Source organism: Neptuniibacter sp. 2_MG-2023 (assembly GCF_030547495.1).
Lineage (GTDB): Bacteria > Pseudomonadota > Gammaproteobacteria > Pseudomonadales > Balneatricaceae > Neptuniibacter.
On record NZ_JAUOQC010000002.1, the window covers coordinates 1 to 26,978 of the forward strand.

The 26,978-nt window shown below is 41.1% G+C and carries 25 protein-coding genes; 15 read left to right on the plus strand and 10 right to left on the minus strand.

Features of this window, described 5'->3' with window-relative positions; genetic code table 11:
* Positions 1-247: 247 nt before the first annotated feature.
* The 3 genes from Q4486_RS02565 to Q4486_RS02575 are packed head-to-tail and all read left to right on the plus strand — an operon-like array spanning position 248 to position 4,690.
* On the plus strand, positions 248-658 hold the full coding sequence (locus Q4486_RS02565; RefSeq protein ID WP_303518124.1) for a hypothetical protein: 411 nt from the start codon (positions 248-250) through the stop codon (positions 656-658).
* Positions 630-1,832, plus strand: a complete 1,203-nt coding sequence (locus tag Q4486_RS02570; protein WP_303518126.1) for a hypothetical protein — start codon at positions 630-632, stop codon at positions 1,830-1,832. Before Q4486_RS02565 ends, Q4486_RS02570 begins: the two co-directional genes overlap by 29 nt.
* Before the next feature lie 5 nt (positions 1,833-1,837).
* Positions 1,838-4,690 (plus strand): bifunctional diguanylate cyclase/phosphodiesterase, encoded by a 2,853-nt coding sequence (locus tag Q4486_RS02575; RefSeq protein ID WP_303518128.1) that lies wholly within the window; start codon positions 1,838-1,840, stop codon positions 4,688-4,690.
* A 26-nt stretch (positions 4,691-4,716) separates the two neighbouring features.
* Here the strand turns inward: Q4486_RS02575 and Q4486_RS02580 are convergent, their stop codons facing one another.
* Positions 4,717-5,112 (minus strand): PA2817 family protein, encoded by a 396-nt coding sequence (locus tag Q4486_RS02580; RefSeq protein ID WP_303415552.1) that lies wholly within the window; start codon positions 5,110-5,112, stop codon positions 4,717-4,719.
* Positions 5,113-5,349: 237 nt separating this feature from the next.
* On the opposite strand from Q4486_RS02580, the gene Q4486_RS02585 reads away from it, so the two are divergent.
* From Q4486_RS02585 to Q4486_RS02610, 6 genes are all read left to right on the plus strand, one after another.
* Positions 5,350-6,282 (plus strand): ABC transporter ATP-binding protein, encoded by a 933-nt coding sequence (locus Q4486_RS02585; protein WP_303415551.1) that lies wholly within the window; start codon positions 5,350-5,352, stop codon positions 6,280-6,282.
* Entirely contained in the window at positions 6,279-7,052 is a 774-nt protein-coding gene (locus tag Q4486_RS02590) for an ABC transporter permease (protein WP_303518130.1), read from the plus strand. Before Q4486_RS02585 ends, Q4486_RS02590 begins: the two co-directional genes overlap by 4 nt.
* Positions 7,052-7,876: an NADPH-dependent 7-cyano-7-deazaguanine reductase QueF gene (gene queF, locus Q4486_RS02595; protein ID WP_303415549.1), complete on the plus strand. Its 825-nt coding sequence runs from the start codon at positions 7,052-7,054 to the stop codon at positions 7,874-7,876. Before Q4486_RS02590 ends, queF begins: the two co-directional genes overlap by 1 nt.
* Positions 7,877-7,888: 12 nt before the next feature.
* A complete protein-coding gene (locus Q4486_RS02600) occupies positions 7,889-8,446 on the plus strand; it encodes a nitroreductase family protein (protein ID WP_303415548.1) in 558 nt (185 codons plus the stop codon).
* 18 nt (positions 8,447-8,464) lie between these two features.
* Positions 8,465-8,929, plus strand: a complete 465-nt coding sequence (locus Q4486_RS02605) for a YiiD C-terminal domain-containing protein (protein WP_303518132.1) — start codon at positions 8,465-8,467, stop codon at positions 8,927-8,929.
* 102 nt (positions 8,930-9,031) lie between these two features.
* On the plus strand, positions 9,032-11,269 hold the full coding sequence (locus Q4486_RS02610) for a heavy metal translocating P-type ATPase (RefSeq protein ID WP_303518133.1): 2,238 nt from the start codon (positions 9,032-9,034) through the stop codon (positions 11,267-11,269).
* Positions 11,270-11,368: 99 nt separating this feature from the next.
* Here Q4486_RS02610 and Q4486_RS02615 read toward each other — a convergent pair whose 3' ends face one another.
* A complete protein-coding gene (locus Q4486_RS02615) occupies positions 11,369-11,935 on the minus strand; it encodes a peptidylprolyl isomerase (protein ID WP_303415545.1) in 567 nt (188 codons plus the stop codon).
* Positions 11,936-12,411: 476 nt separating this feature from the next.
* Positions 12,412-12,852 carry a hypothetical protein gene (locus tag Q4486_RS02620; protein ID WP_303518134.1) on the minus strand — a complete coding sequence of 147 codons (441 nt, stop codon included), beginning with the start codon at positions 12,850-12,852 and terminating at the stop codon, positions 12,412-12,414.
* Between the two features lie 207 nt (positions 12,853-13,059).
* Between Q4486_RS02620 and Q4486_RS02625 the strand changes: the two genes are divergently transcribed.
* The gene (locus Q4486_RS02625; protein WP_303518136.1) at positions 13,060-14,478 is read left to right on the plus strand and encodes a PLP-dependent aminotransferase family protein; all 1,419 of its coding nucleotides are present in this window, start codon (positions 13,060-13,062) and stop codon (positions 14,476-14,478) included.
* Positions 14,479-14,514: 36 nt separating this feature from the next.
* On the opposite strand, the gene Q4486_RS02630 is transcribed toward Q4486_RS02625, so the two are convergent.
* Positions 14,515-15,255: a spermidine synthase gene (locus Q4486_RS02630; RefSeq protein WP_303415542.1), complete on the minus strand. Its 741-nt coding sequence runs from the start codon at positions 15,253-15,255 to the stop codon at positions 14,515-14,517.
* Between the two features lie 143 nt (positions 15,256-15,398).
* On the opposite strand from Q4486_RS02630, the gene Q4486_RS02635 reads away from it, so the two are divergent.
* From Q4486_RS02635 to Q4486_RS02645, 3 genes are all read left to right on the plus strand, one after another.
* Positions 15,399-16,718 (plus strand): deoxyguanosinetriphosphate triphosphohydrolase, encoded by a 1,320-nt coding sequence (locus Q4486_RS02635; RefSeq protein WP_303518138.1) that lies wholly within the window; start codon positions 15,399-15,401, stop codon positions 16,716-16,718.
* 77 nt (positions 16,719-16,795) lie between these two features.
* Positions 16,796-17,170 (plus strand): translation initiation factor Sui1, encoded by a 375-nt coding sequence (locus Q4486_RS02640; protein WP_303518141.1) that lies wholly within the window; start codon positions 16,796-16,798, stop codon positions 17,168-17,170.
* Between the two features lie 149 nt (positions 17,171-17,319).
* Positions 17,320-18,075: a retropepsin-like aspartic protease gene (locus tag Q4486_RS02645; RefSeq protein WP_303518142.1), complete on the plus strand. Its 756-nt coding sequence runs from the start codon at positions 17,320-17,322 to the stop codon at positions 18,073-18,075.
* 16 nt (positions 18,076-18,091) lie between these two features.
* Here the strand turns inward: Q4486_RS02645 and Q4486_RS02650 are convergent, their stop codons facing one another.
* From Q4486_RS02650 to Q4486_RS02670, 5 genes are all read right to left on the minus strand, one after another.
* Positions 18,092-19,288, minus strand: coding sequence for a hypothetical protein (locus Q4486_RS02650; protein WP_303518143.1), 1,197 nt, complete (start codon positions 19,286-19,288; stop codon positions 18,092-18,094).
* A 1-nt stretch (position 19,289) separates the two neighbouring features.
* A complete protein-coding gene (locus Q4486_RS02655) occupies positions 19,290-20,087 on the minus strand; it encodes an outer membrane lipoprotein-sorting protein (RefSeq protein ID WP_303415537.1) in 798 nt (265 codons plus the stop codon).
* Positions 20,062-22,413 carry an RND family transporter gene (locus Q4486_RS02660; protein ID WP_303518146.1) on the minus strand — a complete coding sequence of 784 codons (2,352 nt, stop codon included), beginning with the start codon at positions 22,411-22,413 and terminating at the stop codon, positions 20,062-20,064. The genes Q4486_RS02655 and Q4486_RS02660 overlap by 26 nt, the downstream gene beginning before the upstream one ends.
* Before the next feature lie 134 nt (positions 22,414-22,547).
* Positions 22,548-23,291, minus strand: coding sequence for a TetR/AcrR family transcriptional regulator (locus tag Q4486_RS02665; protein WP_303518148.1), 744 nt, complete (start codon positions 23,289-23,291; stop codon positions 22,548-22,550).
* Positions 23,292-23,510: 219 nt separating this feature from the next.
* Positions 23,511-24,464, minus strand: a complete 954-nt coding sequence (locus tag Q4486_RS02670) for a methylenetetrahydrofolate reductase (protein ID WP_303518150.1) — start codon at positions 24,462-24,464, stop codon at positions 23,511-23,513.
* A gap of 182 nt (positions 24,465-24,646) precedes the next feature.
* On the opposite strand from Q4486_RS02670, the gene Q4486_RS02675 reads away from it, so the two are divergent.
* Positions 24,647-25,171, plus strand: coding sequence for a DUF1285 domain-containing protein (locus tag Q4486_RS02675; RefSeq protein WP_368389428.1), 525 nt, complete (start codon positions 24,647-24,649; stop codon positions 25,169-25,171).
* A gap of 107 nt (positions 25,172-25,278) precedes the next feature.
* Positions 25,279-26,448 carry a response regulator gene (locus tag Q4486_RS02680; protein ID WP_303518152.1) on the plus strand — a complete coding sequence of 390 codons (1,170 nt, stop codon included), beginning with the start codon at positions 25,279-25,281 and terminating at the stop codon, positions 26,446-26,448.
* A 172-nt stretch (positions 26,449-26,620) separates the two neighbouring features.
* On the opposite strand, the gene nirD is transcribed toward Q4486_RS02680, so the two are convergent.
* Complete coding sequence (gene nirD, locus Q4486_RS02685) at positions 26,621-26,968, minus strand: nitrite reductase small subunit NirD (protein WP_303415531.1); 348 nt, start codon at positions 26,966-26,968, stop codon at positions 26,621-26,623.
* Positions 26,969-26,978 lie beyond the last annotated feature (10 nt).

Here is a 26,978-nt window from a genome sequence, read left to right on the forward strand (position 1 = left end):
CCCATTCGTCTAGAGGTCTAGGACACCGCCCTTTCACGGCGGTAACAGGGGTTCGAACCCCCTATGGGACGCCATTTCCTTATTTTTCTTTGTTGTATCGCCCAATAAAATGAATTAATGCTTAGTTTTGAGAAAAATCTCTTTTCTTGAACTAGACTACTATGCGTTGTACCTTGTTTGTTCGAAATAAAGATTTTTTTCTTTCGAGTCTAGGTTATTTCACATAGGATGTGGTTGTATTCATTGTATGATCCGACTTCTGTTATTTTTATTATTGTTAGTGCTTCCTCGGATAGTTTCGTCTGAGGTTATCGTCAATTCAAGTGTTTCACTTGATAGCGTTAGCCGACAATACCTCCTCTCTATTTTCTCGATGCAAACTCGTGTTTGGCCCGATGGTCAGTCAGTTAGGGTTTATATTCTTCCTCCCCATAAAGCAGAACATCAAATGTTTGTTAAAAAAGAATTAAAACTCTTCCCTTATCAGTTAGTGAAAATCTGGGATCGATCTGTTTTTTCTGGCTCAGGACAGTCCCCAATGGTTGTAGAGTCCTTTGACGAGATGCTAGATAAAGTATCTAAAAATAAAGGAGCGATAGGGTATATATCCATGGATAAGGAGGGGAGCAGTGATGCTAAGACTTTACAGGTTAAATAGGTGGTTTAGTGCGCTTCTTTTCAGTCTGCTATGGGTGGATTTTGTTGCGGCAGATGATATTGATTGGGAAGTTAATGGTTTTGTTACCCAAGGGTTTTCCTTAACCGATGATAATAATTTCTATGGTAAGAGTGAGAGCGGAAGTTTTGATTTTAGAGAGCTTGGTATTAGTTCAACTACGCGCTTAAGTGAACGGTTTTTAGTCTCCGGGCAGTTGGTTTCTCGTCGGGCGGGGGAAGTGGATGATGGTAAATTAAGTGTTGATTATGCCTTAGTGGATTATCGTTTCTTAGAGCAGCAATGGGGACATGCAGGTATACAGGTAGGGCGGGTAAAAAATCCATTTGGTTTTTATAATACGACGCGTGATGTAGCGTTTACACGGCCTTCAATTATGCTGCCTCAATCGCTCTATTTTGACCGAGCCCGAAATCTAGAGCTATCTTCTGATGGCTTGATACTTTATGGAACGAAAATGTTGAGCGGTGGACGTATTAAGTCGGAGTTATTAGCCGGCGCCCCGCGCAAAGATAAAAATGTGGAATATGCGTATTTGAATGACGATTGGCCTGGTTCGTTTGATCAGACTCGAGGCTACCTTTGGCGTACAGAGTATAGTTTGAATGACTATAGTTTTATCGGCGCTTTTACTTATGGGAATTTTAAGTTGGACTTTGATCATCCCTCGACTCCGGCTCCAGGAGCACCTGGTGATGGTCGTCTCGATCTTGGCGTTATTGTTTTGTCATTACAATACAATTGGGATAAGTGGAGTTTGACGGGGGAGTATTTTCGGCAAGATGTTGATTGGGGTAGTTTAGGAGGCGTATTTGCACTTAAGCCTGAAACGGCCAGTGAATCTTTTTATCTGCAGTTAGAGCATAGGTTGACGTCTGAGTTATCTATGTTTGCTCGACGAGATGTGTTTTATATAGATAAAGACGATAAAGATGGTAAAAAAGCGGAAGCACTTTTGGGGGTGCCCGCCTATAACCAATATGCTTTCGATTGGACGCTTGGGGTTGGTTGGGAACCTTCGTCTCATTGGCTGTTTCGTGCCGAATGGCACAAAGTAGAAGGGACGGGTTGGTTGGCAACCCAAGATAATCCCGATCAGACCAAGAAAAAAGAGAATTGGGATCTATTTCTTCTCCAGGCAACCTATAGGTTTTAATAAAGATGGCTGATGTGCATGCGAGTAATCGCGCTTTTTTTAGCTTGCGCTGGAAGGTATTTATATACTTAGTTTTTGCATTGACTATGGTGCATCTTATTTATGGCTATTACTCCTATTTAAGCTTAGAAAAGAAAAGTGAGCAACAGCGTCTTGAATTTATAAAACGCGATGTGAATGTGCTAGAAGGGTTGGTCGCTACATCTTATGATCGATTACTCGATTTAGCAGAAATCATCCCCCTCGTAGTAAGTAAACAGTATGAGGGAAACGCTAGGTCGGAGGCATATACGGAGGTTATCGGAACACTCTTTCCTGATCTAGTTATGAGCGGTTCTATGGACGCTATCTATTTTTATGATAGTACTGGTGTGCTCAGTGTTAAAGACGGCATCTTTGTTGATTTTCCTATATCTATTATTACTCAAGTTCAAGCGGTTGAAGAACCTGTTAAGTTTTTTTATTGCGCCGAACAGTGTTTACGCTTTATTGCTATGCCCGTCACTTTGGAGAATAACCAAATTGGTGTCGTTGTGGTGGGGCGAGAGATGCGTGACATCATTCTTGAATTTAACCATCAAACAGGACGAGATATTGGTCTTGCCTTGCAGCCGGCTGAAAGTGTTGATGATGCTCGGTTACAAATGTTGGAGCTTAAGTATTTAACTCAAAAGTCTGAAAATGAAATGTTGTTAAATACATTAGTAAGCGAGCAGCATATCTCTGCCGAAGGTGGGGTGTATGAAGTTGATGCCAATAACCGTCATTACCAAATTCTTTTAAAGGCGCCTGAGGGAACTATTCCTGGGCAAGCTTATTGGATTCTTATAGAAGACCATACAAATACTTATATAGCGGCGAGGGATGATCTAATACAGAGCTTATTGGTTTCTGGGTCAGGACTTTTTGTGGCGGCTCTGTTTTTATTGACCGTTTTGCGCTCACCTTTGAGTGCACTCGCTAAAGTATCGTCGCTTCTACCGCTTCTCGCAAAAAGTTCCTATGAAGATATTCGTTTAGGTATACATACAATCAAACGCAGTAATATTTTTGAGGATGAGCTAGATCTCTTACAAAATAGTACCTTAGAGGTTTCACAACAGCTTGAGTATTTAGAAACGTCTTTACTTGAGCGAGCGGAAAACCTAACTGAGCGATCAGTCCAGCTTGAGGCGGAGCGTGATTTTGTTACTAGCCTTTTGAATACTGCTGAAGCAATTATTATGACCTTAGATGATGAGGGTAATATAGAGACAATTAACCGTTTTGGTTTAAGCATACTTGGGCTTAACGATGAGGAAGTGAAATCGCTTAGCTTTTTTGATCTGCAGCATAATCAGCAAGATTTAAAAAAGCATCAAGCGTTAATGGAGCGTTTGTTAAATAAGCAAGAAAATAAGATACAGATTTCAGCGGGGATTCGAGCTCAAAGTGGTCAAATATTACAGATTTCATGGTTGCATTCTGCATTAAATATCCCTGATTCAGATGTACAGGTTTTATCTATAGGCATGGATGTTACAGAACGACAGCACGCTGAAAAAAGACTTGAGTGGATTGCTAATCATGATCCGCTCACCGCTTTGCCTAATAGATTGATGTTTAATGATCAGGTGGAGCAAGCCCTTAAGAGGCATTCAGGTGGTGAGGATATTATCGCCGTACTTTTTTGTGATTTAGATTCCTTTAAAGATGTAAATGATTCCCTAGGTCATCCGGTGGGGGATGAGCTGTTAAAGCAAGCGGCAGAGCGTATTCAAAATGTCATTAGTACTAGTGACATTTTAGCCCGTTTAGGTGGAGATGAGTTTACTGTTCTGTTGGAAGCGTGTTCCTCAGTTCAAGAGATTGAAGAGGTTGCTGCGCATATTTTAACAGCATTTAGAGAGCCCTTTATCATTGATGGTTACGAAATATTTAGTACTTTGAGTATTGGTATTGCGATCTATCCTGAACATGCGGTCGATGTGACTACGCTTGTGCAGTATGCAGATGTGGCTATGTTTGATGCGAAAGAAAGAGGCAAAAATCAGTTACGTTTTTATCATGATGAACGGGGTAGTGAGCGCTACGAACGCTTCTCTTTAGTCAATGATCTACGCCGAGCATTAGAACGTGATGAGCTTAAGGTTTATTTTCAGCCTCAAATTGACACGAGTTCAGGTAGTGTCATGGGAGCGGAGGCGCTTCTGCGTTGGCAGCATAAAGAGCTTGGTATGATCTCTCCCGCCAAATTTATTCCTTTAGCTGAAGAACAAGGGTTGATTGTACCTATTGGCGAATGGGTGTTGCGCGAGGCTTGTAAGCAAGGGAAGATCTTGCATGATGAAGGTATGTATATTCGTATGGGGGTTAATGTTGCTGGCCAACAGATTATGCATGAAAGCTTATTGTCGACGGTGAAACAAGCAATAAATGAAACTGGTATAGACCCTAAACTAGTTGATTTGGAAGTGACTGAGAACTTTTTATTACGTCAGCCTGAAATCACGATTCCTAAACTGCAAAAAATTAGAGAGATGGGTATGTCTCTCTCCATGGATGATTTTGGTACAGGTTATTCCTCTCTTAGTTATTTGAAGAAATTACCGCTCAATACCTTAAAAATTGATCAAAGCTTTGTTCGCGATATAGGGGTTGACCCCGAAGGTGAAGCAATTGTTAAAGCGATTATTGTTTTGGCAAAAAGTTTAGGTTTAAAAGTACTTGCCGAAGGGGTGGAAACAAGTGAGCAACTTGCTTACCTTAGATTGCACGGTTGTCATTTAATCCAAGGGTATTATTTTAGTCGGCCACTGCCGGCCGCAGAACTTGTTAATTTTGTTGCTAACCAAGCAGTGGATATCACATTTGAATAAGAGTGCTGGGGATTTATACCTGTACGCTAGTTCTGGCCAAATATACTTGCGCGTTTGTTCAGGTAGTCAAACTCTTCATTATTTTCTTCAGCGCTGAACCGCAGTTCATCTAACTGTTGAAATTTCTCTATCTCGTCGTCGGCCATATTATGTAGACAGCTACCTCCAAAAAACCAGAGGAGATCCCTAGCGATTAAGTGAGCTAGGGCTGGGTACATTCTAAAAGCACGTTCTAGAATTTGTTCTCCAGTTATATAGATATTTTCGTTACCTGCTTCAAACTCTTCAATAAGTTGCTTCAGGCTAAGAATAAAGGTTTCGTCTTCTGGTGTGATCTCATCATGCGTAAAGGGCTCGCACTTTATCAAATTGTTATATGCAATTTTCAGGAAATTAAGATGGTGAATTTGGTAAGATGTCATTTCGGGCTCCGATATCATGGTGAAGCTATTTTATAAGGTGGAACTTAAGCCTGCTAGTTTGATCTGAATAAATAATCCATTGAAAGCAAAATAGAGTTACTTACAATGTACGGCCGTTGTTCGTTTATATAGTTTATGGATGATATGGCGGAACTGCGTCTATTTGGTGTAGATAGTAGAACCTATACTCTTTCAAAAATTCACGTTCACCCCCTTATTTTAAGTCGGGATAGCTAGATGACATTAGCGTTAACAGTTGAAAAGTTACATAAAGTATATGGCAATGGTTTTGAGGCGTTAAAAGAGATCTCTTTTGATGTGGCTGAGGGCGATTTTTTTGCACTACTTGGACCTAATGGTGCAGGTAAGTCCACGACCTTAGGTATTGTCTCCTCATTAGTTAATAAAACGTCCGGCAAGGTATCTATTTTTGGTATTGATATTGATGACAATCTGACGGGAGCAAAGCTTAACTTAGGTGTTGTTCCGCAAGAATTTAATTTCAATATGTTTGAAAATGTTAAAGATATCCTAGTGACGCAGGCTGGATATTATGGGATTAAGCGATCTATAGCTTCAGAGCGCGCTGATTACTATCTTAAAAAGTTAGGCCTATGGGAAAAGCGCAATGGCGCAGCTCGTATGTTGTCAGGAGGAATGAAGCGTCGCTTGATGATTGCACGTGCGTTAATGCATGATCCAAAATTACTGATATTGGATGAGCCAACGGCAGGTGTTGATATTGAGTTGCGCCGCTCGATGTGGGAGTTTCTTCGTGAGCTAAATGCATCGGGTACTACGATTATTTTAACGACACACTATCTGGAAGAAGCAGAAAGCTTATGTCGAAATATCGCTATTATCGATAAAGGTCAGATTATTAAAAATACCAGTATGCGTGCCTTACTGCAGCAGCTCACGACCGAGACGTTTATTTTAGATGTTGATGCCAGTTTGTCTGAAGCGCCGCAATTAGATGGGTACGTCGTTCGTTTGATTACAGATAATGTTTTGGAAGTGGACGTTGAAAAGGAGCAGGGCTTAAATAGCTTGTTTGAACGTTTACAAGATCATAATCTGTCAGTGCGAAGTATGCGAAATAAATCAAATAGGTTGGAAGAGTTATTTGTATCGCTTGTGGATAAAAACCTTAATCAGGATAAAGCATGAACGCCAACGATCTTTTTATCGCTTTTTGGACTATTTTTCGCCGTGAAGTGCGTCGTTTTACTCGTATTTGGGCGCAAACTTTACTTCCGCCCGCAATCACTATGACGCTGTATTTTATTATTTTCGGTAATTTAATCGGCAGTCGTATAGGAGAGATGGGCGGCTTTAATTATATGGAATATATTGTTCCAGGTTTAATTATGATGTCCGTTATTACCAACTCATACAGTAATGTGGTCTCCTCATTTTATAGTACTAAGTTCCAACGTAGTATTGAGGAGTTACTCGTATCGCCTGTTCCAAACTGGATTATTTTAAGTGGTTTTGTTCTTGGTGGCGTTGTACGAGGCTTAGGTGTGGGCTTGATCGTAACCTTGCTGTCCCTATTCTTTACGGATCTTCAGGTACAAAACCTATTAGTGACTATCGCAATCGTTTTCTTGACCGCTGTTTTGTTTGCTTTGGGAGGGTTCATTAATGCGGTGTTTGCCAACTCGTTTGATGATATCAGTATTATTCCTACCTTTGTTTTGACACCACTTACCTATTTAGGTGGCGTCTTCTATTCAATTCAGTTATTACCTGAATTTTGGCAGGGCGTATCTCAGCTGAACCCTATTCTTTATATGGTGAATACCTTCCGTTACGGTATTTTAGGGGTTAGTGATATAAATGTTGGGTTCGCTTTTATGATGATCTTGCTATTTATTGGCGGGCTCTTCTCTTATGCACTTTATCTGCTTCAAAATGGCAAAGGAATTCGTAGTTAATGAATACAAATGATGATGTAAAAAACTCGCCGCTTGGCCAAGACACTGAGTATATTAATAGTTACGATCCCTCAATATTATATCCAATAGCACGTGACCTAAATTGGAAAGAACAGGGCGTTGATCGCAGTACGTTACCCTTTAAAGGGGTCGATATTTGGAATGCTTATGAGCTTTCTTGGATAAATCAGCGAGGAAAGCCGGAGGTTCGTCTTGCTGAATTCCGCGTGTTTGCTGATAGTAAAAATATTATTGAATCTAAATCCTTTAAGCTTTATTTAAATTCACTGAATTTGAGTAAGTTTGAATCGCAGAAAGAGGTTGAGGCCTTATTGATTAAAGACCTTTCTGAAGCGGCGGGAGGACGAGTTAATGTAAGGATCTATCATCCTGATCAGGCGCCAGAGTTTGGCCAATTTACCGGCTTCTGTATTGATAACCAAGATGTTGAGATTACACAATACACACCAGATCCCGAGCTTCTATTTACTTGTGAAGATCAGGTTGAAGAGGTTCTATATAGCCATCTCTTAAAATCTAACTGTCCTGTAACAGGGCAGCCAGATTGGGCAACTTTAGGTATAAGCTACTCTGGTAAGGAGATTGATCGAGAGGGTTTACTTAAATATATAATTTCCTATCGTGAACATGGTGATTTCCATGAACAGTGTGTAGAAAATATCTTTATGCATATCTGGGAGCGTTGTAAACCAGATAGTTTAAACGTTTATGCTCGTTATGTGCGCCGTGGTGGATTGGATATAAACCCATTCAGAAGTAGTGAAATGGAAGATATCGATAATCTACGTTTAAGTCGACAATAACTGGAGCTGTTTATGGATGCATTAGAACTCTTACATAACCGTGTATCTTGTCCCGCCTTGGCTGAGCCAGGGCCAACTAAAGCGCAGCTCGATAATATCTACCAAGCGGCGCTTAGAGCACCGGATCATGGAGCGATTAGACCTTGGCGTTTTTTAACAATCACAGGGTCTTCTCGTGAACGTTTGGGCGAATTATTTTTACAAGCGGCTTTAGCTGACAACTCTGAGTTGGCGCCAGAGCGTCAAGAGAAAACACGTAAGATGCCGTTGCGTGCACCTACTTTGATTGTCGTTATAGCGGCGGTATGTGATCACCCTAAAGTTCCTCAGCTTGAACAAGAGGTTTCAGCAGGATGTGCAGCACAAAATATTATTTTAGCGGCCCATGCCCAAGGTGTTGGAGCAATGTGGCGTACCGGTGAGATGGCTTATCATCCGCTTGTAAAATCAGGATTAGGTGTCAAAGAAGAAGAAACGATTATTGGTTACATCTATTTAGGTACAGCTAAAAAATTACGTAATCCACCTCAACATGATCAGGAAACTTATGCCACTGATTGGCATGGGTAAAGTGAAAGGCAGCCGTTTTTGACAGATTATAATCAAATAGCAGAAGAGTTCCTTGTTAAATTGAAGGGACAAATTCCATTGATTAATCATTTGGGACTTTTTCCTCTCAAATGGGATGGGACAAGGCTAGAGATGAAGGCCTCCCTCGCACCTAATGTGAATGATAAAGGCACAGGTTTTGGTGGATCTTTAGCAACGGTCGCCACCTTGTGTGGTTGGAGCATCGTTACACTTTATCTTAAGTCTCAGGGGCGGAATGATGATGTTGTCATCCGTGATAGCCATATAGAGTATTTTCTGCCGATTACCACCGACTTTACAGCAAGTACCTCTTTGCCTGATGAGGGGGCTGTTAGCCTGTTTTATCAGAAAATGTTAGAGAAAGGACGCGCTAGAATGGATCTTATTATCGACATTAAGCAGGATGATAAGATCGCTATGCGTTTGACGGGTAGTTATATTGCTTTAGAAAAAAGACGTTAATACAAATAATATTCCTATCTAGTCTTGTCCTTTAATACAAACTAATCACTTAGTTTTGAGTGGTTAGTTCTTCTATTTAGTTTCTATTTATTGGATACCATCATGATATACCGCTTCTCGTTACAAGGTGTTAAATGTGCTGGCTGCGTCCGTTCTCTGGAAAAGGGTTTAACTGCGAGCAGAGTGATCGATGACTTTTCGGTGAATTTTGCGGATCGTAGTTTAACGGTTTCTTCTATGGAACCTGTTGAGCAGATCATCAGCACGGTAGAGGAGATTGGTTATGGTGCGATAGAGATAACGGACACGGATAGTTTAGAGAAAGTTCAGCTAGCTGAGCAGCAGCATTACCGAACAACGTTGATACGTAGCCTTGTTGCCTTAGGTTTTGGGGCTTTATTAATGGTTCAGATGTGGCTTGGGTGGGTGCCACCTATTAATCAAACCAGTGGGATTTTGTTGGGTGTTATCACCGGCTTATTATCACTTGTTATTATGTTTGTCTGTGCAAACCATATTTATAAAGGTGCTTGGCGGTCTGCACTTAAGTTAAATTTTAATATGGATAGTTTAATCGCACTGGGAACAGGTGCGGCTTGGTTTTATTCCACAGGTATTGTTTTAGTCTCCCTGTTTGGCGTGGTTCTTCCTGAACCTGCGACCCATCTTTATTACGAAGCTTCAGTGATGATTTTGGGGTTTATCTTATTAGGGCAAGCGCTCGAAGCAAAAGCGAGAAAGAAAACCGGTGATGCTGTGCGTAGTTTAATGCAGCTTCAACCGAGTACTGCATTACGGATACGTGGTGATGATGAGCAAGAGGTCGCCATTGAATTACTCTCGTTACAAGATTTAGTGCGAGTGCGTCCCGGTGAGAGCATTCCTGTTGATGGCGTAGTTGTATCGGGTGACAGCTACATCGATGAGTCGATGCTAACGGGAGAGTCAGAACCTGTACATAAAGTACAAGGTGAGATGTTGGTAGGAGGGACTCTGAATGGTTCAGGTAGTCTGCTTATGCAAGTTGAGCAGGTGGGTTCTCAAACAGTATTGGCACAAATTATTGAATCAGTCAGAGATGCACAAAACTGTAAGCCTGATATTGGTAAATTGGCGGATAAGATTGCCTCTGTTTTCGTCCCTTGTGTAATGTTTATTTCTGTTTTAACGGCGTCTATTTGGTTTGTTGTTGGTCCTGAGCCTCAATTCACCTACGCTGTCATTACGATGATGACCGTTTTGATTATTGCTTGTCCTTGCGCTTTGGGATTAGCAACACCTATGTCGGTCATGGTGGCGGTAGGACGGGCAGCGAGTGAAGGTGTCTTGATTCGAAATGCAGATGCGTTGCAATTGGCTGAACGAGTAACAACGGTCGTATTTGATAAAACAGGTACAGTGACAGAAGGTAAGCCTGTAGTTACTGACCAAGAGTATATTTGTGACAGTCAAAATATTAGCCAAGTCCATCAAGCAATTTTAGCGATACAGTCTCGCTCTGAACATCCTCTTGCCGCAGCCATATGTACTCATATGCAAATGACGTTAGATCATGGTGGTGAAAACCTCAGTGTTGAATCGTTTGAAAGCCTCTCTGGATTAGGGCTTTCTGCTTGTGTAGCGGATAAGCATTGGGTTATGGGGAATGCCGCTCTTATGGCTGAGCAGGGTGTTCGTTGTGAGGAGGTTTTACCTCAAGCTAAGCAATGGGCATCAGAAGCGAAATCCTTAGTATATGTTGCTTGTGATAAGGAATTGATCGCTTTATTGGCTATTGCTGATCAGGTCAAAAGTGATTCCAAATCGGCTATCGAAAAGCTAAAAAAAGCAGGGCTGAATATCATTCTATTATCAGGGGATAACCAACTTACTGCAGAAGCTATTGCTCTCGAAGTGGGAATCGAGCGAGTGATTGCAGATGTTAAACCTGAGCAAAAGCAGGAGGTTATTAAAGACCTTCAAGCACAGGGAGAGGTTGTTGCTATGGTTGGAGATGGTGTTAATGATGCTCCTGCATTAGCCCAAGCTGATTTGGGCTATGCGATTGGTACTGGGTCTGATATAGCGATTGCGAGCGCGGATGTAACGTTGATTTCAGGGTCTATATCGAGTGTCTCTAAAGCGATGTCAATCTCTAAAGCCACAGTGAAAAATATCAAACAGAATTTGTTTGGTGCGTTTGTTTACAATGCGGTAGCGATTCCTATCGCTGCAGGCGTGCTATTTCCTTTTATCGGAGTGTTATTAAATCCGGCGATTGCTGGAGCTGCGATGGCGATGTCGTCCATTACCGTTGTCAGTAATGCCAATCGACTTAGGTGGCTTAAGATAGATGGTTAAAGCTAGATAGCTAAAGGGGATTGAGTCTTACTATAAAAAAATCTGCTATCAGAATAAGCGAAAGCATAGGATCTTAGTAAGACTCAATACAGCGCTTGTTTATTCGCTGATGCGGCTAATTTTTTCTATTATAATAGGTGTTTTTGGTACGTCTCTGTGGCCGCTTTTTTCTGTTCTAGGTGCACGACTTATTTGAATCGCTAAGTCCATACCATCGGTTACTTTACCAAAAACGGTATAGCCAAAGCGGTTGCCTCTTGCATCTAAATTTCTATTGTTGACTGTGTTTATAAAAAATTGGGAAGTTGCGCTATGAGGGTAGTTTGTACGTGCCATCGCAATGGTTCCGGTGGTGTTGCTTAGGCCATTTTTAGATTCATTCTTGACCGCTTCTTGGGTCTCCTTCTTTTCCATATCTTGTGTAAAACCGCCACCTTGAATCATAAACCCTGCGATAACACGGTGAAAAATCGTGCCTTCGTAATAGCCACTATCCACATAGTTTAGGAAGTTTGCGACCGTTTCAGGAGACTCATTAGGAAATAGCTCAATGGTTATATTACCTAAATTGGTTTGCATAATAACCTTAGGATTGTCACCTTCGGCGAATGCAGGTGAGATCAATAAGATAGGTAAAAGGATGGTTAGCAAAATCTTTTTAAACATAAGAGGTCCATTAGTTTTTATTTATACGTATAGACGCTAAATCTACCGTTTATTCTTTGTCCTGGGTAGGGAAATTTTTGTGATTGCATAAATCACTTTAAGTGAGTGATTAGGGTTCCTTATCTAAGTGTATAAAGGCAATCAATGAGATGTTTAAACTAGAGACTCGTTTGAGTTCTTCTGTCAGGAAGCTCAAAGTGTAAGCTGATTGCTTACAAGGTTAAAAGTGGACATGTAGTTTGCTTTTTATCTATTTTGGTTGAGAGGTAAATTTTTCGATTATGGCAAAACCAAATAAAAAGGGCCCATCAACAACGGTTAATGTGTATTGCAGTCAGTGTCGAACGCGCCTTTTTAATTACCGAAAGGGAGGAAAAGGTGCACTGGTAAAATGCTTCAAAGAAAGGATTAATGAAGATTGCACCAGTACCCCTTGTGTTTGCCCTACATGTGATCGACTGTTTGCCCGTGAAGTATTAATTCGTGGCACGCCCGCTTATAAACTGATCGGTGGTAAGGTGTTTGCTAAGTAAACTATTCTCTTTAGAAGCTGTTTGTTCAGCGTAGTTTGGCGCCAAGCAGTTTACCTCTCCCTCGAGTAAGTAGTAATTATCATCTTTCGGTAGAAAGTTACTATTGAGGTTTGAAGTGTTTATGTTTTTGCGTTTTGTTGGCGTCAGAAAAGCATGTTTATAAGCCGCTCCTTTACACAGTTCCCGAGCTTTATGATGCCACATAGTGGTTACATCGTTTAAGCTGCTTTCTTCATTACCGTAGTATTGGATTGTGAAGCGACTAGGATTGATCGTTGCAAATTTATACCCTGATAGACCATCAAATAAATGGTAGTTACTATCACAACCATTCAGTAGGCAGCTTCCTACTATAAGTAATACCCCTTTTTTAAATCTAAACATGATTCTGCTCCGTATCTAAATCGTCAATGCTTGTTTTTTAGCATTACAGATTGGTTTTTATCCCGATATTTAGAATAAATTAGGTTGATTTTTCATTACAGATCTAGAATTATTTAATTACTTGTATACAGATGCGATTTATTAGAACTGTAATGTTTAAAAAATCTATATCTGTATTACTTAGGCGATGTGTAATGGTGTTTTACTATGAAACTGTATGAACAGTTGTTGGAAGCGTTAAGTGTGCGTATTGAGCAGGGGTATTATCCGGTCGGCAGTAAAATGCCTTCTATTCGCACGCTAAGTAAGGAACGGAGCGTTAGTATTTCAACGGTTCAAGAAGCCTATCAGCGATTAGAAGAGCGTGGGCTTGTCGAGGTAAGACCTAAATCCGGATATTACGTGCTGGGTCGTTCAACAACGCCTACATTGCCAGAGGTGAGCCGTCCGGCACAAAGGCCGTTAGAGGTCTCACATTGGGAGCAGGTCTATCACCTATTAAATACAGAGAAAGGTGTGGGTCATTTATCCTTAGGTACAGCCATGCCTGATGTCAGTTCGCCGACGCTTAAGTTATTGAAAAAGGCTTTAGTGGATTCTGCGAAAAGAACTGAAGATCCTTTTATCAACTATTGTGATCTTCGCGGTTCTGAGAAATTGAGAAAACAGATCGCTCGTTTGGCCTTAGATTCCGGATGCAAACTTCACCCTGATGAGATCATTATTACATCAGGTTGCCAGGAAGCGCTGGTTTGTAGCTTAAGAGCGACGACCAGCCCTGGTGATGTGGTTGCAACGGATTCACCTAGTTTTTATGGTTCTACGCAAGCGATTAAAGCACTTGGCTTAAAAGCACTAGAAATTCCAACTCATCCCGAAACTGGTATCAGTCTTGAGGCGTTAGAACTCGCTTTAGATCAATGGCCGATAAAGGCGATCCAAGTAACACCTACCTGTAATAACCCTTTGGGATACACAATGCCGGAGGATCGACGTAAAGCTTTATTACGCTTAGCGCAGCAATTTGATCTACCGATTATCGAGGATGATATTTATGGTGATCTATTTTATACATCACCTCGACCAAGGACGATCAAATCATTTGATGAAGAGGGCCGTGTACTTTTATGCTCCTCATTCTCTAAGACACTGGCATATGGTTTACGGCTAGGTTGGGTAGCCCCTGGGCAATGTACTGAAAGGGTACTGCATAAAAAGTTTGTATCGACCGTGAGTAATCCACCGATCCAGCAAGCCGCTGTAGCAGAGTTTATTGCGCAAGGAGGCTATGAGCGCCATATGAGAATTATGCGAGCTCAGTATCAACAGGCACGAGACTTGATGATTGATCTTGTTGAAAGAAATTTCCCCGAAGGGACGCGTATTAGTTATCCAGAGGGTGGTTATTTGCTGTGGGTTGAGTTACCTATTGAGGTCGATACTATTAAGCTCAATAAATGTTTAGAAGAACATAACATTAGTATTGCGCCTGGGGTGATTTTTTCTGCTTCAGGTAAATATAGAAACTGTATGCGTTTAAGTTTTGCTAAAAAACCAGATGAGGCTGTTAATCAAGCAATCAAACTTATGGCAAAACAGATCTATCAATTATTGGCTGAGGCTTGATCTGTTTTGGCATGAGGCTAGTCGACTTGTTTCTATTTAATACTGCTTTAGGCGGCTTAATGATGATGATAGTGAAAAACCTAGCTTTAGATTAAGCTCTTTAGCATGTTGCTTTAGCTGTTTGCTGGTCAGTGTGTTTTCTGCTTTACCGGCAAATACAACCCAGTTGCCACAGCTCGTGCTGCAGCCTCTTATATCGGTAAATAATCCTCTTAGAATATCCAAGCAATCGCTAGATTGATGCTCTTTCCAACAATTCAGCACCAGCCAACCGTTCTCTTTTAGTAACGAGTGGGCAGCAGTTAAATACTCTGGAGAGAGTTGTTTAGCATCTAAGCCTTCTTCGCTGTATATATCGCTAAAGATTATATCAACTTTGCGTTTGTGCTCATCATGCAAAAAGTCGTAAGCATCCATATTAATAAGTTCTAAACGCTTACTTCTTGGTAATTGGAAATACTTATAAGCGGTGTGTATGACATCGGCTCGTAGCTCAACAATCTGCTGCTTTAATTCTGGGTAATGATGATGTAAACAGCTATTTAGCGCACCTGCACCTAAGCCCAAAGTGATACAACGTTTTGGCTCGGTCATTAGCAGTGCAATTAACATCGCCCGCGCATATTCATGTTGGGGTACTAAAGGTTCGCTTTTAAGCCAGCAACTTTGTTCATCGGTATCACCAAATGCAAGGTAGCGTTTGTTACCATCATCAATGACGCGTATTGCACCATATTCATCATAGCTACGATGTATCTCTTTCCCGGGTATGAACATTTGGCTACCTTGCTTGATTAGAGTAGAGCGGGCATTCTATAGCGGTCTTATACTATTATGCTACTTCAGTTTTGTCTTTGAAGATCGACAGAATAGGCTGCAGCGAACTAATTTATATTAAAAATTCTTTTGGAGAGTTGTGCATGGAGATGCAATGGCCACGTTTATTAACGACTAAGCGTTATGGACATGCTGAGCTTGCAGATGAAGAGATCGGCCGTAGTCATTTTCATAAAGATCAAGATCGCATTATTTTCTCTAGTGCTTTTCGGCGCTTAGGACGAAAAACACAAGTGCATCCGATGGCTTTGAATGACCATATTCATACACGTTTGACTCACTCTATTGAGGTTGGCAGTTTAGGTCGTAGTTTAGGCATCCGTGTCGGTGAACAGATTCAGGATCAGTTACCCGAGTGGGCGACCGCTTATGATATTGGAATGATTGTACAGTCAGCCTGTCTTGCCCATGATATTGGTAATCCACCTTTTGGTCATGCGGGTGAGTATGCAATAAGGGATTGGTTTAAGCGTCGCGGTGATAGTGAGCTACTCAAGAGTTTAAGTCAGGAGGAGCGACTAGATCTGATGACGTTTGAGGGTAATGCTCAAGGATTTAGAGTCGTCACGCGGATTGAAAATCACCTGTTTGATGGCGGTTTACGTTTAACTTACCCAACATTAGGTGCCTTACTTAAATATCCGTGGAGTGCACAATATTCCGGCTCAAAGGGGAAGTTTAGTGCGTACTTAACAGAGCTAGAAATCTTGAATAAGCTAGGGCAGGAATTAGGTCTAGTCTCTTTGGGAGAAAACCGTTGGTGCCGTCACCCTTTAGCTTATTTAATGGAAGCCGCTGATGATATTTGTTATGCCATTGTAGATCTAGAAGATGCGATAGAACTTAATATACTGAGTTTTAATGAGATCAAACCTATACTTCTTCAACTTTGTGGTGATACCTCATTTGATGATGAGATTTTTACCTCTCAAGCATCTGCGCGGCGTAAAATTTCTGCCTTAAGAGGTAAGGCGATGGAGTTTATGGTCTCTTCTGCAGTGCAGGCTTATATGGATAATCAGAAACAGATTATGCGTGGTGAGTATCAAGGTGAATTACTGAGTGATGGAGACCCTGATGTCCGTGATGGTCTTTATGCCGCTAAAGCCTTAGCAAAAGAACGCGTGTTTCCAGATACACGGAAAGCTGAGCTTGAAGTTGGGGCTTACACGACTTTAGGTATTCTACTTGAAGCGTTTTGTCATGCGGTCTATGACAACCATTATCTCGAAGGTGAAAAGCTTAGCTATCGTAGTGAAAGAATTATCAGCTTAATGGGGATACATGCTCCCAAACCAGAGCTCCCACTTTATAAGGCTTATATGCGGGCATTAGATTTTATTAGTGGTATGACTGACAATTATGCGACTTATCTGGCTCGCCAGATTGGCGGTTTGAGTTAGAAGTTTACTCAAGTAGTTGAGCTCAGGTTAGGTAACTAGCTTATAATGAGCATTTAATAAAGATTAGGGAAAGTTACGTGGCTTCGTTAAAAGATCAGTTGAGTGGTTTGGTGTATTCAACAGAAAAAGGTGATCTATGCCCTGGTTGTTCTGAGGCGGTAGATGCATGTATCTGTGCTTCGTTAGATGATCAGCAGCGTTTGGCTAGTTTGGATGGTATTGTGAGAATCCGTCGTGAAACTTCTGGTCGAAAAGGCAAAGGTGTTACGACAATTACAGGTGTCCCATTGGCGGATGCTGAGCTAAAAGTCTTGGCGAAAAAACTGAAGAAAATTTGCGGTACCGGCGGGGCGCTTAAAGAGAGTGTGATAGAGATTCAAGGGGACCACCGCGAAAAATTAAAAACTGTTTTGGAGAAAGATGGTTTTAGCGTCAAGTTGGCGGGGGGCTAATATGGCGAAGAAAAAGCTATGTACTCGGTGTATCGCTTTACGTTTTGCTTTGCTGTTTATGGCTGTAGTGGTTTTATTTATGCTTAATGGACTTTCCCATTTTTTCTCATAATCTGTAGTGATACTAGAGTTACAACGAGGTGGACTCCATGTTTGGCCTGTTGAATAAACGATCTGTACTGCTTTTACTTTTATTTACACCTACGCTTAGTGATGCAAAAATCTATCAGTACAAAGATGATTCAGGCCGTAATGTCTATGTAGATCGACTTTCCAAGGTGCCTGCAGAATATAGAGATCAGCTAGACGCTCGGGATGAAACAAAAGATCGCCTATCGAGTCAAGCATTGCAGCAGTTATCGAAAGAAAGGGATATTAAAAATCTACAGCTTAAAATCACTACTGAGCGCTCTAGAATAAAAGAGGCGATGAAAAAGTGGGTTACTCCCTTTACCTTTCACTCTAACCGTATTCAGTTACCGATTAAGTTTGTTTATGGCGCACGCTCAGTCATACTTAATTTAGTGATGGATACGGGCGCGTCATTCACCGTTGTACATAAATCTGCTATTGGTTCATTGGGTGCGCAATTGATTGATGCTGGTGCGGCTCGCGTTGCTGATGGCGGCATTGTGCAAACGCAACGGGTCAACTTTGATCGAGTCGATATAGGACCCTATCAAATACCCCATGTGTCTGCGGCGGTTATCGATTATCAAGGGAATTCAGGCGGTAGCCATGGTTTACTAGGTATGGACTTCCTATATAACGCGCAGTATGAGTTAGATAGAGAGAATCAACAGATTATTTGGGCACCAGTTAAGTATCAAAAACTACAAGGTGATCTGTTGGAGTTAGATAAACTAGAGGAGCGGCTTCTGAATGAAACCGCTGCTTCAGAGTAAGCATGGCTGGCTGTTATTAAAAGTAATGTTCAACCGTTAATTGCAGATGATCATCTTGCTTAATGCTATAGCTTAGATCCATAGGATCGTTGCTACTAAAAAAGCGTCCATCTAAACTTAGTTTCCAGTTATCACCATATCGACGACTCGCTTCAATGATGAGGCTATGGCTGTGATAGTCAAAGTCGTGGCTAATGCCCGCAAGCATTTCGGTACTACTTGCATCGTTGAGTGTTAAGCGTGCGCCTAAAAACAGATCGTTTTGTCCCGCAGCATCGGCATCTTCTCCACGCTCATCCCAACCATATTCCATTAATACGCCGAGATCAGCGGCACTCTCTTGGATGCCGTAAAAGGTATACTCAAATCCACCTTGGGCAGCCCAGTAGTTTTCGCTACTAGTATCACGGTTAATGGTTTCTAGTTTCCATAGCCAGCTATCTATAGTGGCTTGTAGATCAAATCCTATTTGATCCATCTGCTCATAATAGGGCGCTAGGTAGGTTGTACCTTCACTATTCTTGAGTAGAAATTTTGGGTCACGATTGGTTCCGTGGAACCAGTAAGCACCTAGATCAAAGTCGCCTAAGGTGTGGCTCCAGCGTATAGCAGTGTCTAAATGATGCTCGCCTGCTGAGGATTCGTAGCTGGCAAGGTCTCTGTTGACAACAATACCTGAGCGAACTCTGCCATCTTCACCGACAAAAGTTCTTTCTCTAAAACCTGGTAATAGATAAAGATCGACAATACCCCAGTCTCTGACGAGGGAGAGGTTAATCATCTGTTGGCCTAGTTTATCTTCGCCATCAAAATCTTCTACGCTATCGGTTTGGTTTATAACATCCACTAAGTGCTGAAACTCAGTAACACCCCAAAATACTTTGCGTAGGCCTGTGCGTAGTTCCCAATCTTCACCAATATGGATCCAACTCAGCTCGCGTATATCGCCGTGAGTACGTTCGTTATCGTTCTCGTCGACACGAAGGTAGGGGGTGAAGGTAAGATTGTCTATGCCATCATTCCACTCCCAATAGAACTCGGGCTCTACAGTGAAAGAGAGGTTGGAGCTATAATCCTGATTTTGGAATTGCGCATCTTGAGTAAAGTAACGTGCTTCTGCCGTTATTTTGCCCGACATCTCATAATATGTTTCAGCTTGAGCGGGTAGGGCGGTTATCAGCCCCGCCGCTAGCAGTAATCTTTTACTGTTCATCTTAACGCGCCCGTTTAAGGGTGTTTTTATTGAAATCGTTTTCGCCTAAGCCTGTTTTAAAGGTGTAATCGCTATAGGTTAAATCTGTGCTTTTCCCCGATTGATGGTTAACCATTTTCATTAGGTTAGGACGCCAATGCTTACCTTCGTACTCATTGTACTCATGGTAAGTGAGAGTTTTTAAAAGTGAGTCTTTACGATCAAAGAATTCAATCTTCCAAGGACGATATTCTGTTTGATCTAACCAAGCGATACGGCGTGTATAACCTGAGTTTTTATCAACAGGGTATTGCTCAACAACATAGCAAGTGCCCCCTTCACAGGCCTCATCACGTAAAAATTTATAGGTATATTTCTCTACTTCGAATGATGATAAATCTTCGTAGGAGAACTCAGAGCCCATAAACGGGCCGGACTTGTTACGTGAGGCGATACGTTTAACACGCTTTAATTTAGGCAGATATAACCACTGCTCATCAGCACCTACCGCATGGGAGAAACTGAGGAACGCTGTACCTTTCACATCTTTTGGTTTGTCAAAAACCGATAAACTTTTGTCACCATCGTTTTCAATTTCTAGAGATTTAAGGCGAATATCACGGACACTCTCCTGTCCTTGCTTGTTGCGAAGGATCATATTCATGCTGGTTTGCATATCTTGCCAACCTTTATCGCTTGCTTTTGCTTCTACCGCGATGCGGGTGCCTTTCTCTTCAGCGGTTTCTGCTGAAGCGATCAATGGTGCCGTCATTAGGCCTAATACGACTAACGAATTAAGCGATTTTTTTAACACAATCATTGTTGTCTCCTTCAGCAAGGTTGCTAGTATTTTCGGTGGTTGGATGATCATTTTTATCCAGCTTCATTAATAAAGCCGGTAGGAATAAGAAATCTACAATTAGTGCGATAAGAATAGTAATGGCTGTGAGTAAACCCATATCTGCATTTAATTTAAAGCTAGATTGGGCGAGTACCATAAAGCCAGCCACCAGCACAAAAGTAGTGACCCATAATGCCCGGCCTACACTGGCAAATGCATACTCTACAGCGGCTTTAGGGTCTTTATTTCGATCGCGACGGGCATGTAGGTATTTACTTAAAAAGTGAACGGTATCATCGACAATAATCCCTAATGTCATACCGGCGACTACAGATAAGGCTAAACCAATTTGGCCATCAATAAAGTACCAAATGCCGAACCCCATCGCTGCGGGAGCAATATTGGGAATAAGGCTGATCAGGCCAAATTTTATGGACTTTAAAGCGAACCCTAAAATGAGGGAGATTAAGATCAAAGCAACCGTTGTACCGAGCAGCATGCTTTTGATATTGCGTTGTCCGATATGGGCAAACATTAAGTTAGGGCTGGCAATTTCTACTTGATAGTCTGGAGCATTGTCTGTAAACCAGCTGTAGATACGCTCTTCAATTTCAATTTGTTCTGTACTGGTTAAGTTACGAAAAGTGGCTATAACGCGAGCGGATGACTTATCCACATTCAATTGGTTATTAAGATCTAATCCGTACGGCAATGACATCTCATACAGTAGTAAATATTGTGCGGATAGCTCGCGGTCTCCGGGGAGAGTGTAATAGCTAGGGTCATCGCCATGCATGTTTTTATTAAGGCGTTTTATAATGTCTGACAGTGAGCTGACATGGTCTGTTTCAGATTGTGTACGCAGCCATTCGGTTAAGTCACCTACTGCTTGAAGGAACTTAGGGTCATTGATACCACTAGCTTCGCCGGTTTCAATAGAGATCTCCATAGTGGACAGGCCAGATATATTTTCTTGCATGTAATCTGTGGCTTGTCTAAATGGTACGCTGGTATCAAAGTATTTAACAAAATCATCATTTAGGGTGTTTTGCGGCATAAAGACGATCACGCTGATCATAATAGCGGACATGCCTGGCAGTAGAACTTTACGGTTCTTAACTACAAAACCCGCAAATCGGTGCATAAAGTCATGCTTACCGTCCTTCGTCGCTTTCACACGCAGGGGTAACAAACTTAACATCGCAGGGAATAAGGTTATGGAAAAAATAAACGCAAGCATTACGCCGGCCGCTACCATATTACCTAGATCTCGAAAGGGTGGAGAGTCGGAGAAGTTTAAACTTAAGAAGCCTATCGCTGTTGTGACACTGGTTAGAAATATAGGTTGGAAGTTTATACGCAGACTGTCGAGTATAGCTTTTCTTTTTTCAACACCTTGGCGCATCTCATAGAACATAGTGGTCAAGATATGGATGCAATCCGCCACCGCTAATGTGAGAACCATAATGGGAGTTGTTGAAGAAGGGCCTGTTAAGAAGAAGCCCGTGTGTCCCGCTAATCCCATAGTTGAAACTATAGTGAAGATGATGATTATTACAGTAGCAAATGTACCGCTGAAGGTACGTAGCAAAAAGATCATCCCTAGTAGTACAACAGCAAACATAATAGGCACTAGCACCGCATTATCGCTTAAGGAAGATTCAGCAAAGCTGTTATTCATCATCACCATGCCGGATAAGCGAACGCTAATATCTGGATTTTTTTCAATAAATTGAGCTTGCATCTCCCGTATTTTGGAGACAACTTGTGGGATCTCTTCTACAGGATTAATGCCTGGTAGTTGTACCGTCACATTAACTAAAGTGACATGAGCTTGTGGTGAGATAAGTTTGTGGAGTAAGAGTGGTTCATTAATCGCAATCTCTTTGAGACGGGGCATATCCGCATCGGTTACCGTCTCAGCATCTAATACTAGATCTTCCACAAACATATCGTCTTCTTCAGACCATGTATGCTGAAAGTTAGTAATTGAATCAACACGGGTAGAGAAGGGCACTTGCCAAGATTCAGTGGTTAGCTCTTGAATTGCTTTAAGTGTTTTAGGTGTAAACACTTGGCCATCATTAGGTGAGATGATAAACGCAACATTATCACTTTTACTGTAGATCTTTTGCATCGATTCGAATGCAGTTAGCTGAGGGTTTTCCTCACTAAAAAACACTCTATAGTCGCTTTTAAAGACTAAGTTTTTAGCACCATAGGCAGAACCAAATACGAACAGCATAGTGAGTAAGATGACCCAGACTGGATGATCCAGCACAAATCGGAAAATACGGTCTTTCATTTTCCTTCTCCAGTTTCCCTTATCAGGGTTATGTTGCTCTGATTGGCAACTTTAAGGTTATTTTAATTATTCATAATGACGAAACGTCATTTCTGAGTTTTAAAAAAACGATGAGCACATCGTTTTCTGTTGTCTTAACTTGTTTGCTGTAACTTTAACTGCCGCACTTCATTTGGATACAGTTCGGTTTTATATTTTTTAATGGTTTCAGCCCAGTCATGTTCTTGTGTATAGGGCTTCCAGTTCAAACCATCTAGTAGCAAATTTGAATGGTTAATTAATTCTCTTTCTAGCTTCATTTCAGTTCGAACGCTACAGCGGTCTAAACTTTCATGTAATAGAACAATTGTCCCAAAGCACATAGACCAGAGGGAGAAGGCCACTTGGGCCGGACTTAAATGATTTTGCAGCTTAAACTCACCGTTGCTGAGACCTTCTGATATAACCTGTAAAAGACTATCGAGTAGTTTGCCTTCAAGTATTAGATGTTCTTCGCGCCGTTTTTCAGAAGATTTTTCAAAGATAGAGGGGGTTTTAGCGGAAATAACCAGCATAAACTCGGTGGGACTTAGTAGTGAATGGAGCATGTAGGCATAGCCTATGGCAAGAATCTTTTCTCGGCTAGAACCATTGAATGACATTGCGTGGCAGAAAAGATCATATAGATTTTGGATGCTGCGGTTACATAAGGCCGTTAGTAGATCTTCTTTACAGGTAAAGTGGTTATAGATAGTGCCTTTTGAATAGGGAACTTTAGCCGCTAGCTTATCCATGGTTAGCCCCGCCACGCCTTTAGATGCCATCATCTCTAAGGCAGTATTCATGATATTTTCTTCGCGCGCTTTTAATGCACTGTCGTGAGTATTCTTGGGGCTCATTTGATCTTTTTCGATAATTGACGAATCGTCAAAATATATTGGATGCATATTTTTTTCAAGGATTAAAAATGCAACAAACTATCTTATAAGTTGTTCTGAAGCGGCGGATGAGCTGTTATTTAGCCGTCTTAGCTGTAAATGGAAGGGTATTATCAGTTCACTGGACTGCCTCGCTTAGGTATAAACGAAGGCAGTCGGAACAAGATGGGAGAGAAAGGGTTATAAATTGGCTTCAGCTAGTTTTAGATCCACTATGGATTTAAGTAGCTTAAATAAACGAATAGATGCATCAATTTCCTCTTTTCGGTTAGTTAAACTTTCAATATTTAAACCGATGGGAATATTAAGTGGCATTACCGCTTCTAATATCTGCTCCAAATTATTACGGCAGATTTGGGTTGATTCCTGTAATGGGTTTTCAGCATCAATAATGCGGAATTTAGTTGCTTCAGGTACAGAAATACCAAGCCACTCCATAAATTCTAGTGTTTTAGCGCTTCCGCATGGGGTGAATGTGAGAATAACTCGTTTCGGCGTTATATTATCTTGACGACATTTACGCGCATAGCTGCTTAGCATATCAATGGTTGCTTGCGCGTTGTAAACCGCTTGCGAAACAAAAAACTCACAGCCGTTTGCTGATTTATTTATTAAACGTTCATGCTCATTTCCTTTTACGGCATGGCGTTCTGCAATAGTAACGCCACCTAGCTGGAAGTTAGCAGGATGTTCTGAGATGGCAGCGTAAGCATCATTTAAGCTGAGTTGTATCTCCCCTTCAGAGGATGGGCTGCCAACCAATACGGTATCGCGTACACCATAGGTATTCCAAGCGCTATCGAGCCATTTAATAAAAGTGCTTTTATCTCGCTGCGAGACGCTTTTATAAGTGATAACAGGTTTTTCTGCTTTTTCACGCAATAGCTTTGAATAGGCAAGTGGATCTAAGGTGCGCATATATGGAAAGGGTCTAGGTATATCAATGCGACTACTTTCATCTTGAATGTCATAAACAATCAGACCGTCAAATTCTACATGCTGAAGACGATTAAGTAATTTGTCTGCGATCTCTGATGCTGCCTCATCAGTTGTTGTCGCTTTAGGTGGAGTGGTGCCAAAGAGATAAACTCCGCGACTAATGTCAGCAAACTTGCTTCTTAAATCCTGTTTCATGGTATTTTTTACTTTTATCACTAAGCTTTAATTGCTGGCTATTCTAACAATTAATCATTTTCATGTAGTTAGCTAAGAGCATGAAAGTTTTTCTAATAGTGATGAGTAAATTTAATAACAGATTTAAATGGAGCAAGTATTTGTCGGATACTAATTTTGATTTAGTAAAAGTAAGCAAGACTATTGAGGGTGCGTCAGATGAAATTCCACCGTTAGAGCGCTGGAACCCTACGTTCTGCGGTGATATTGATATGCGTATTGCCCGAGATGGTCGTTGGTTTTATATGGGGACACCGATAGGTCGCCCAGCGATGGTCAAACTATTTTCTAAAGTGCTATGGATGGAGGAGGGTAAGTACTTTCTTAAAACACCGGTAGAAAAAGTTGGGATTGAGGTAGAAGACGCCCCTTTTCTTTTCATCTCTGTTGAGCAAAAAGAGGGGAATAAAGGGACCGAGCTGATCTTTAAGAGTGTAACGGATGATGTTGTGACTGTGGGGGCTGAGCATAAACTGTGGGTTGAGCAGTGCCCTGAAACAGGTGAGCCTTCACCTTATATTCATGTGCGATTTGGTATGAAGGGGCTATTACATCGTAATGTTTTTTATGAGCTGGTGGATAAAGCTCAGGAGGTTATAAGGGCGGGAGAAACAACATTGGTCGTGACTAGCCAAGGTATTGAGTTTGCTTTAGGTTCATTCCGTTAATTTTTTAGTTATTAAGTAACTTAATTAAGTGATTTTAAAGAAATTTTTTCAGATTGTATTAAACTTAAGGGATCAATATGACGTATGTGCCGCCAGGGGATGAGTAGATGAGTTCAGGAAAAAGGTTTTCTGTGCTTTTAATTATTAATTCAACAGAAGAGATTAAATCTCTTTGTAATATGGTTAAAAGGCATTTTCCTCGCTTCTATACAGCTTCTACCGAAGAGGAAGCACTTCGTCTTATTGCTAAGCATCAGATCGATGTGCTTCTTTTAGGCCTTGACGGAATTCAAAAGAATGAAGTGTTTTATCTACATCTTCTCAGCGCTAAACAGGATGTAGATAAGATTATTTTTAAGAAAATGGTTTTTTGCAGTAGGGATGAACTGAAAGAAGCGTTTGGCATCTGTAACAAAGATGTTTTTGATGATTACTTTATTATTCGGCCTCTTTACGATCCTTACCACCTATTACTCCGCTTGCGATTTATACGTCGTGAAATGACAGAAAGAGATGATAGAGGCCTTTTAGGGGCTGGAGATTGTAGTGTCGAAAATTTATGTGGATATTTTGATCAGATCATTAACTGTGATAGTGAAATAGCTGATCTCAATGAAGATAACTACGCTAAATTGATGGAGCTTGTCTCTTATTCAATGAAGCATATGAAAGATAAAATCATTGATGATGGCAATATTACGGAACAATCCCGCCAAAATATTAGCAGCCTGATTGATACGCACGCTAAAGAGCATATACAGGAAGTGGGTGTGCATCAGAAAAGTGCTAATGGGCAGATGCAAAGTAAATTGAATGCTGTTGCTGAAGAAGCGAAACAGAAAAAAGCACGTTTAGACGCTGAAAAAGATAATCCTATCGTCTTTGATGATAGCAATATCCTTTTGCTAGAAGATGAAGTTGAAGAGCGCGATAAAATTAAAATGATTTTAGAGGACGCTGGATATAAAGCTCAGATATCAGGTAGTGCAATTCATACAATGAAGTTATTAAAGAATTGGAAGCCGGATATTATCTTGCTGGATTTAACGCTGCCAGATATGAGTGCGTTATTTGTTATTGATCAGATAAAGCAAGATCCTGAGATGAGTCATACTCGGATTATGGTCTTGGCTAAACCGGGTGACACCCAAAATGCTCGAGAAGCGATGAAGCAGGGTGTACATGAGGTCATGTTAAAACCAGTAGATAAAGATATGCTGCTCTTTAAAATGGGTCATAACTTAGAAGCGATTAAACTCGAAGCTAAATCATCTTAATCTTGTGGTTATAAAAAAAACCGCAGGGTAAAACCTGCGGCAAAAACTCGGATGGAGTTGTAGTTAGTACAATGCAGTAATGGCAATCTAGTTAATCAGATTCTATTACTTAATCTTAAATTTCAGCTTATTGTAGAGCGCAGTTACACATCCTTGTGTACAAAAATCACGTTTATGATTGCATAATCTCTACACTCTCACCTTGTAAGCGTATAGGCCAAACGGGTACTTTAATCTCTGTATCTTCTAAGCAGCTACCAGTATTTAAAGAGAAATGTTGCTTATATAGAGGTGATGCCACCATAAGCTCTCCCTTTATATCGCCGACTAAGCCACGAGCTAATACATTGGCACCACTAAATGGATCTTGGTTGCCTATGGCAAAGACTTCCTCTTTATATTCAGGAATATAGAAGATAGCGATCTGTTGGTCTTGGTATAAAGCAGCAACACCTGTATTAGGTACTAAGTCGCTTTTGTTACAGAGTTTGAGCCATTCTGTATTTGGATTCGTTGTCATAACTTTGTCC

Bases quoted from the DNA above. Each gene is read 5' to 3' on its own strand.
- Q4486_RS02575 (WP_303518128.1), top strand. From the start codon at position 1,838: ATGGCTGATGTGCATGCGAGTAATCGCGCTTTTTTTAGCTTGCGCTGG.
- Q4486_RS02660 (WP_303518146.1), bottom strand. From the start codon at position 22,413: ATGAAAGACCGTATTTTCCGATTTGTGCTGGATCATCCAGTCTGGGTC.
- Q4486_RS02590 (WP_303518130.1), top strand. From the start codon at position 6,279: ATGAACGCCAACGATCTTTTTATCGCTTTTTGGACTATTTTTCGCCGT.
- Q4486_RS02580 (WP_303415552.1), bottom strand. From the start codon at position 5,112: ATGACATCTTACCAAATTCACCATCTTAATTTCCTGAAAATTGCATAT.
- Q4486_RS02635 (WP_303518138.1), top strand. From the start codon at position 15,399: ATGGAGATGCAATGGCCACGTTTATTAACGACTAAGCGTTATGGACAT.
- Q4486_RS02650 (WP_303518143.1), bottom strand. From the start codon at position 19,288: ATGAACAGTAAAAGATTACTGCTAGCGGCGGGGCTGATAACCGCCCTA.
- Q4486_RS02630 (WP_303415542.1), bottom strand. From the start codon at position 15,255: ATGTTCATACCCGGGAAAGAGATACATCGTAGCTATGATGAATATGGT.
- Q4486_RS02585 (WP_303415551.1), top strand. From the start codon at position 5,350: ATGACATTAGCGTTAACAGTTGAAAAGTTACATAAAGTATATGGCAAT.
- queF (WP_303415549.1), top strand. From the start codon at position 7,052: ATGAATACAAATGATGATGTAAAAAACTCGCCGCTTGGCCAAGACACT.
- Q4486_RS02665 (WP_303518148.1), bottom strand. From the start codon at position 23,291: ATGAGCCCCAAGAATACTCACGACAGTGCATTAAAAGCGCGCGAAGAA.
- nirD (WP_303415531.1), bottom strand. From the start codon at position 26,968: ATGACAACGAATCCAAATACAGAATGGCTCAAACTCTGTAACAAAAGC.
- Q4486_RS02670 (WP_303518150.1), bottom strand. From the start codon at position 24,464: ATGAAACAGGATTTAAGAAGCAAGTTTGCTGACATTAGTCGCGGAGTT.
- Q4486_RS02565 (WP_303518124.1), top strand. From the start codon at position 248: ATGATCCGACTTCTGTTATTTTTATTATTGTTAGTGCTTCCTCGGATA.
- Q4486_RS02645 (WP_303518142.1), top strand. From the start codon at position 17,320: ATGTTTGGCCTGTTGAATAAACGATCTGTACTGCTTTTACTTTTATTT.
- Q4486_RS02615 (WP_303415545.1), bottom strand. From the start codon at position 11,935: ATGTTTAAAAAGATTTTGCTAACCATCCTTTTACCTATCTTATTGATC.
- Q4486_RS02610 (WP_303518133.1), top strand. From the start codon at position 9,032: ATGATATACCGCTTCTCGTTACAAGGTGTTAAATGTGCTGGCTGCGTC.
- Q4486_RS02655 (WP_303415537.1), bottom strand. From the start codon at position 20,087: ATGATTGTGTTAAAAAAATCGCTTAATTCGTTAGTCGTATTAGGCCTA.
- Q4486_RS02625 (WP_303518136.1), top strand. From the start codon at position 13,060: ATGAAACTGTATGAACAGTTGTTGGAAGCGTTAAGTGTGCGTATTGAG.
- Q4486_RS02680 (WP_303518152.1), top strand. From the start codon at position 25,279: ATGAGTTCAGGAAAAAGGTTTTCTGTGCTTTTAATTATTAATTCAACA.
- Q4486_RS02600 (WP_303415548.1), top strand. From the start codon at position 7,889: ATGGATGCATTAGAACTCTTACATAACCGTGTATCTTGTCCCGCCTTG.
- Q4486_RS02620 (WP_303518134.1), bottom strand. From the start codon at position 12,852: ATGTTTAGATTTAAAAAAGGGGTATTACTTATAGTAGGAAGCTGCCTA.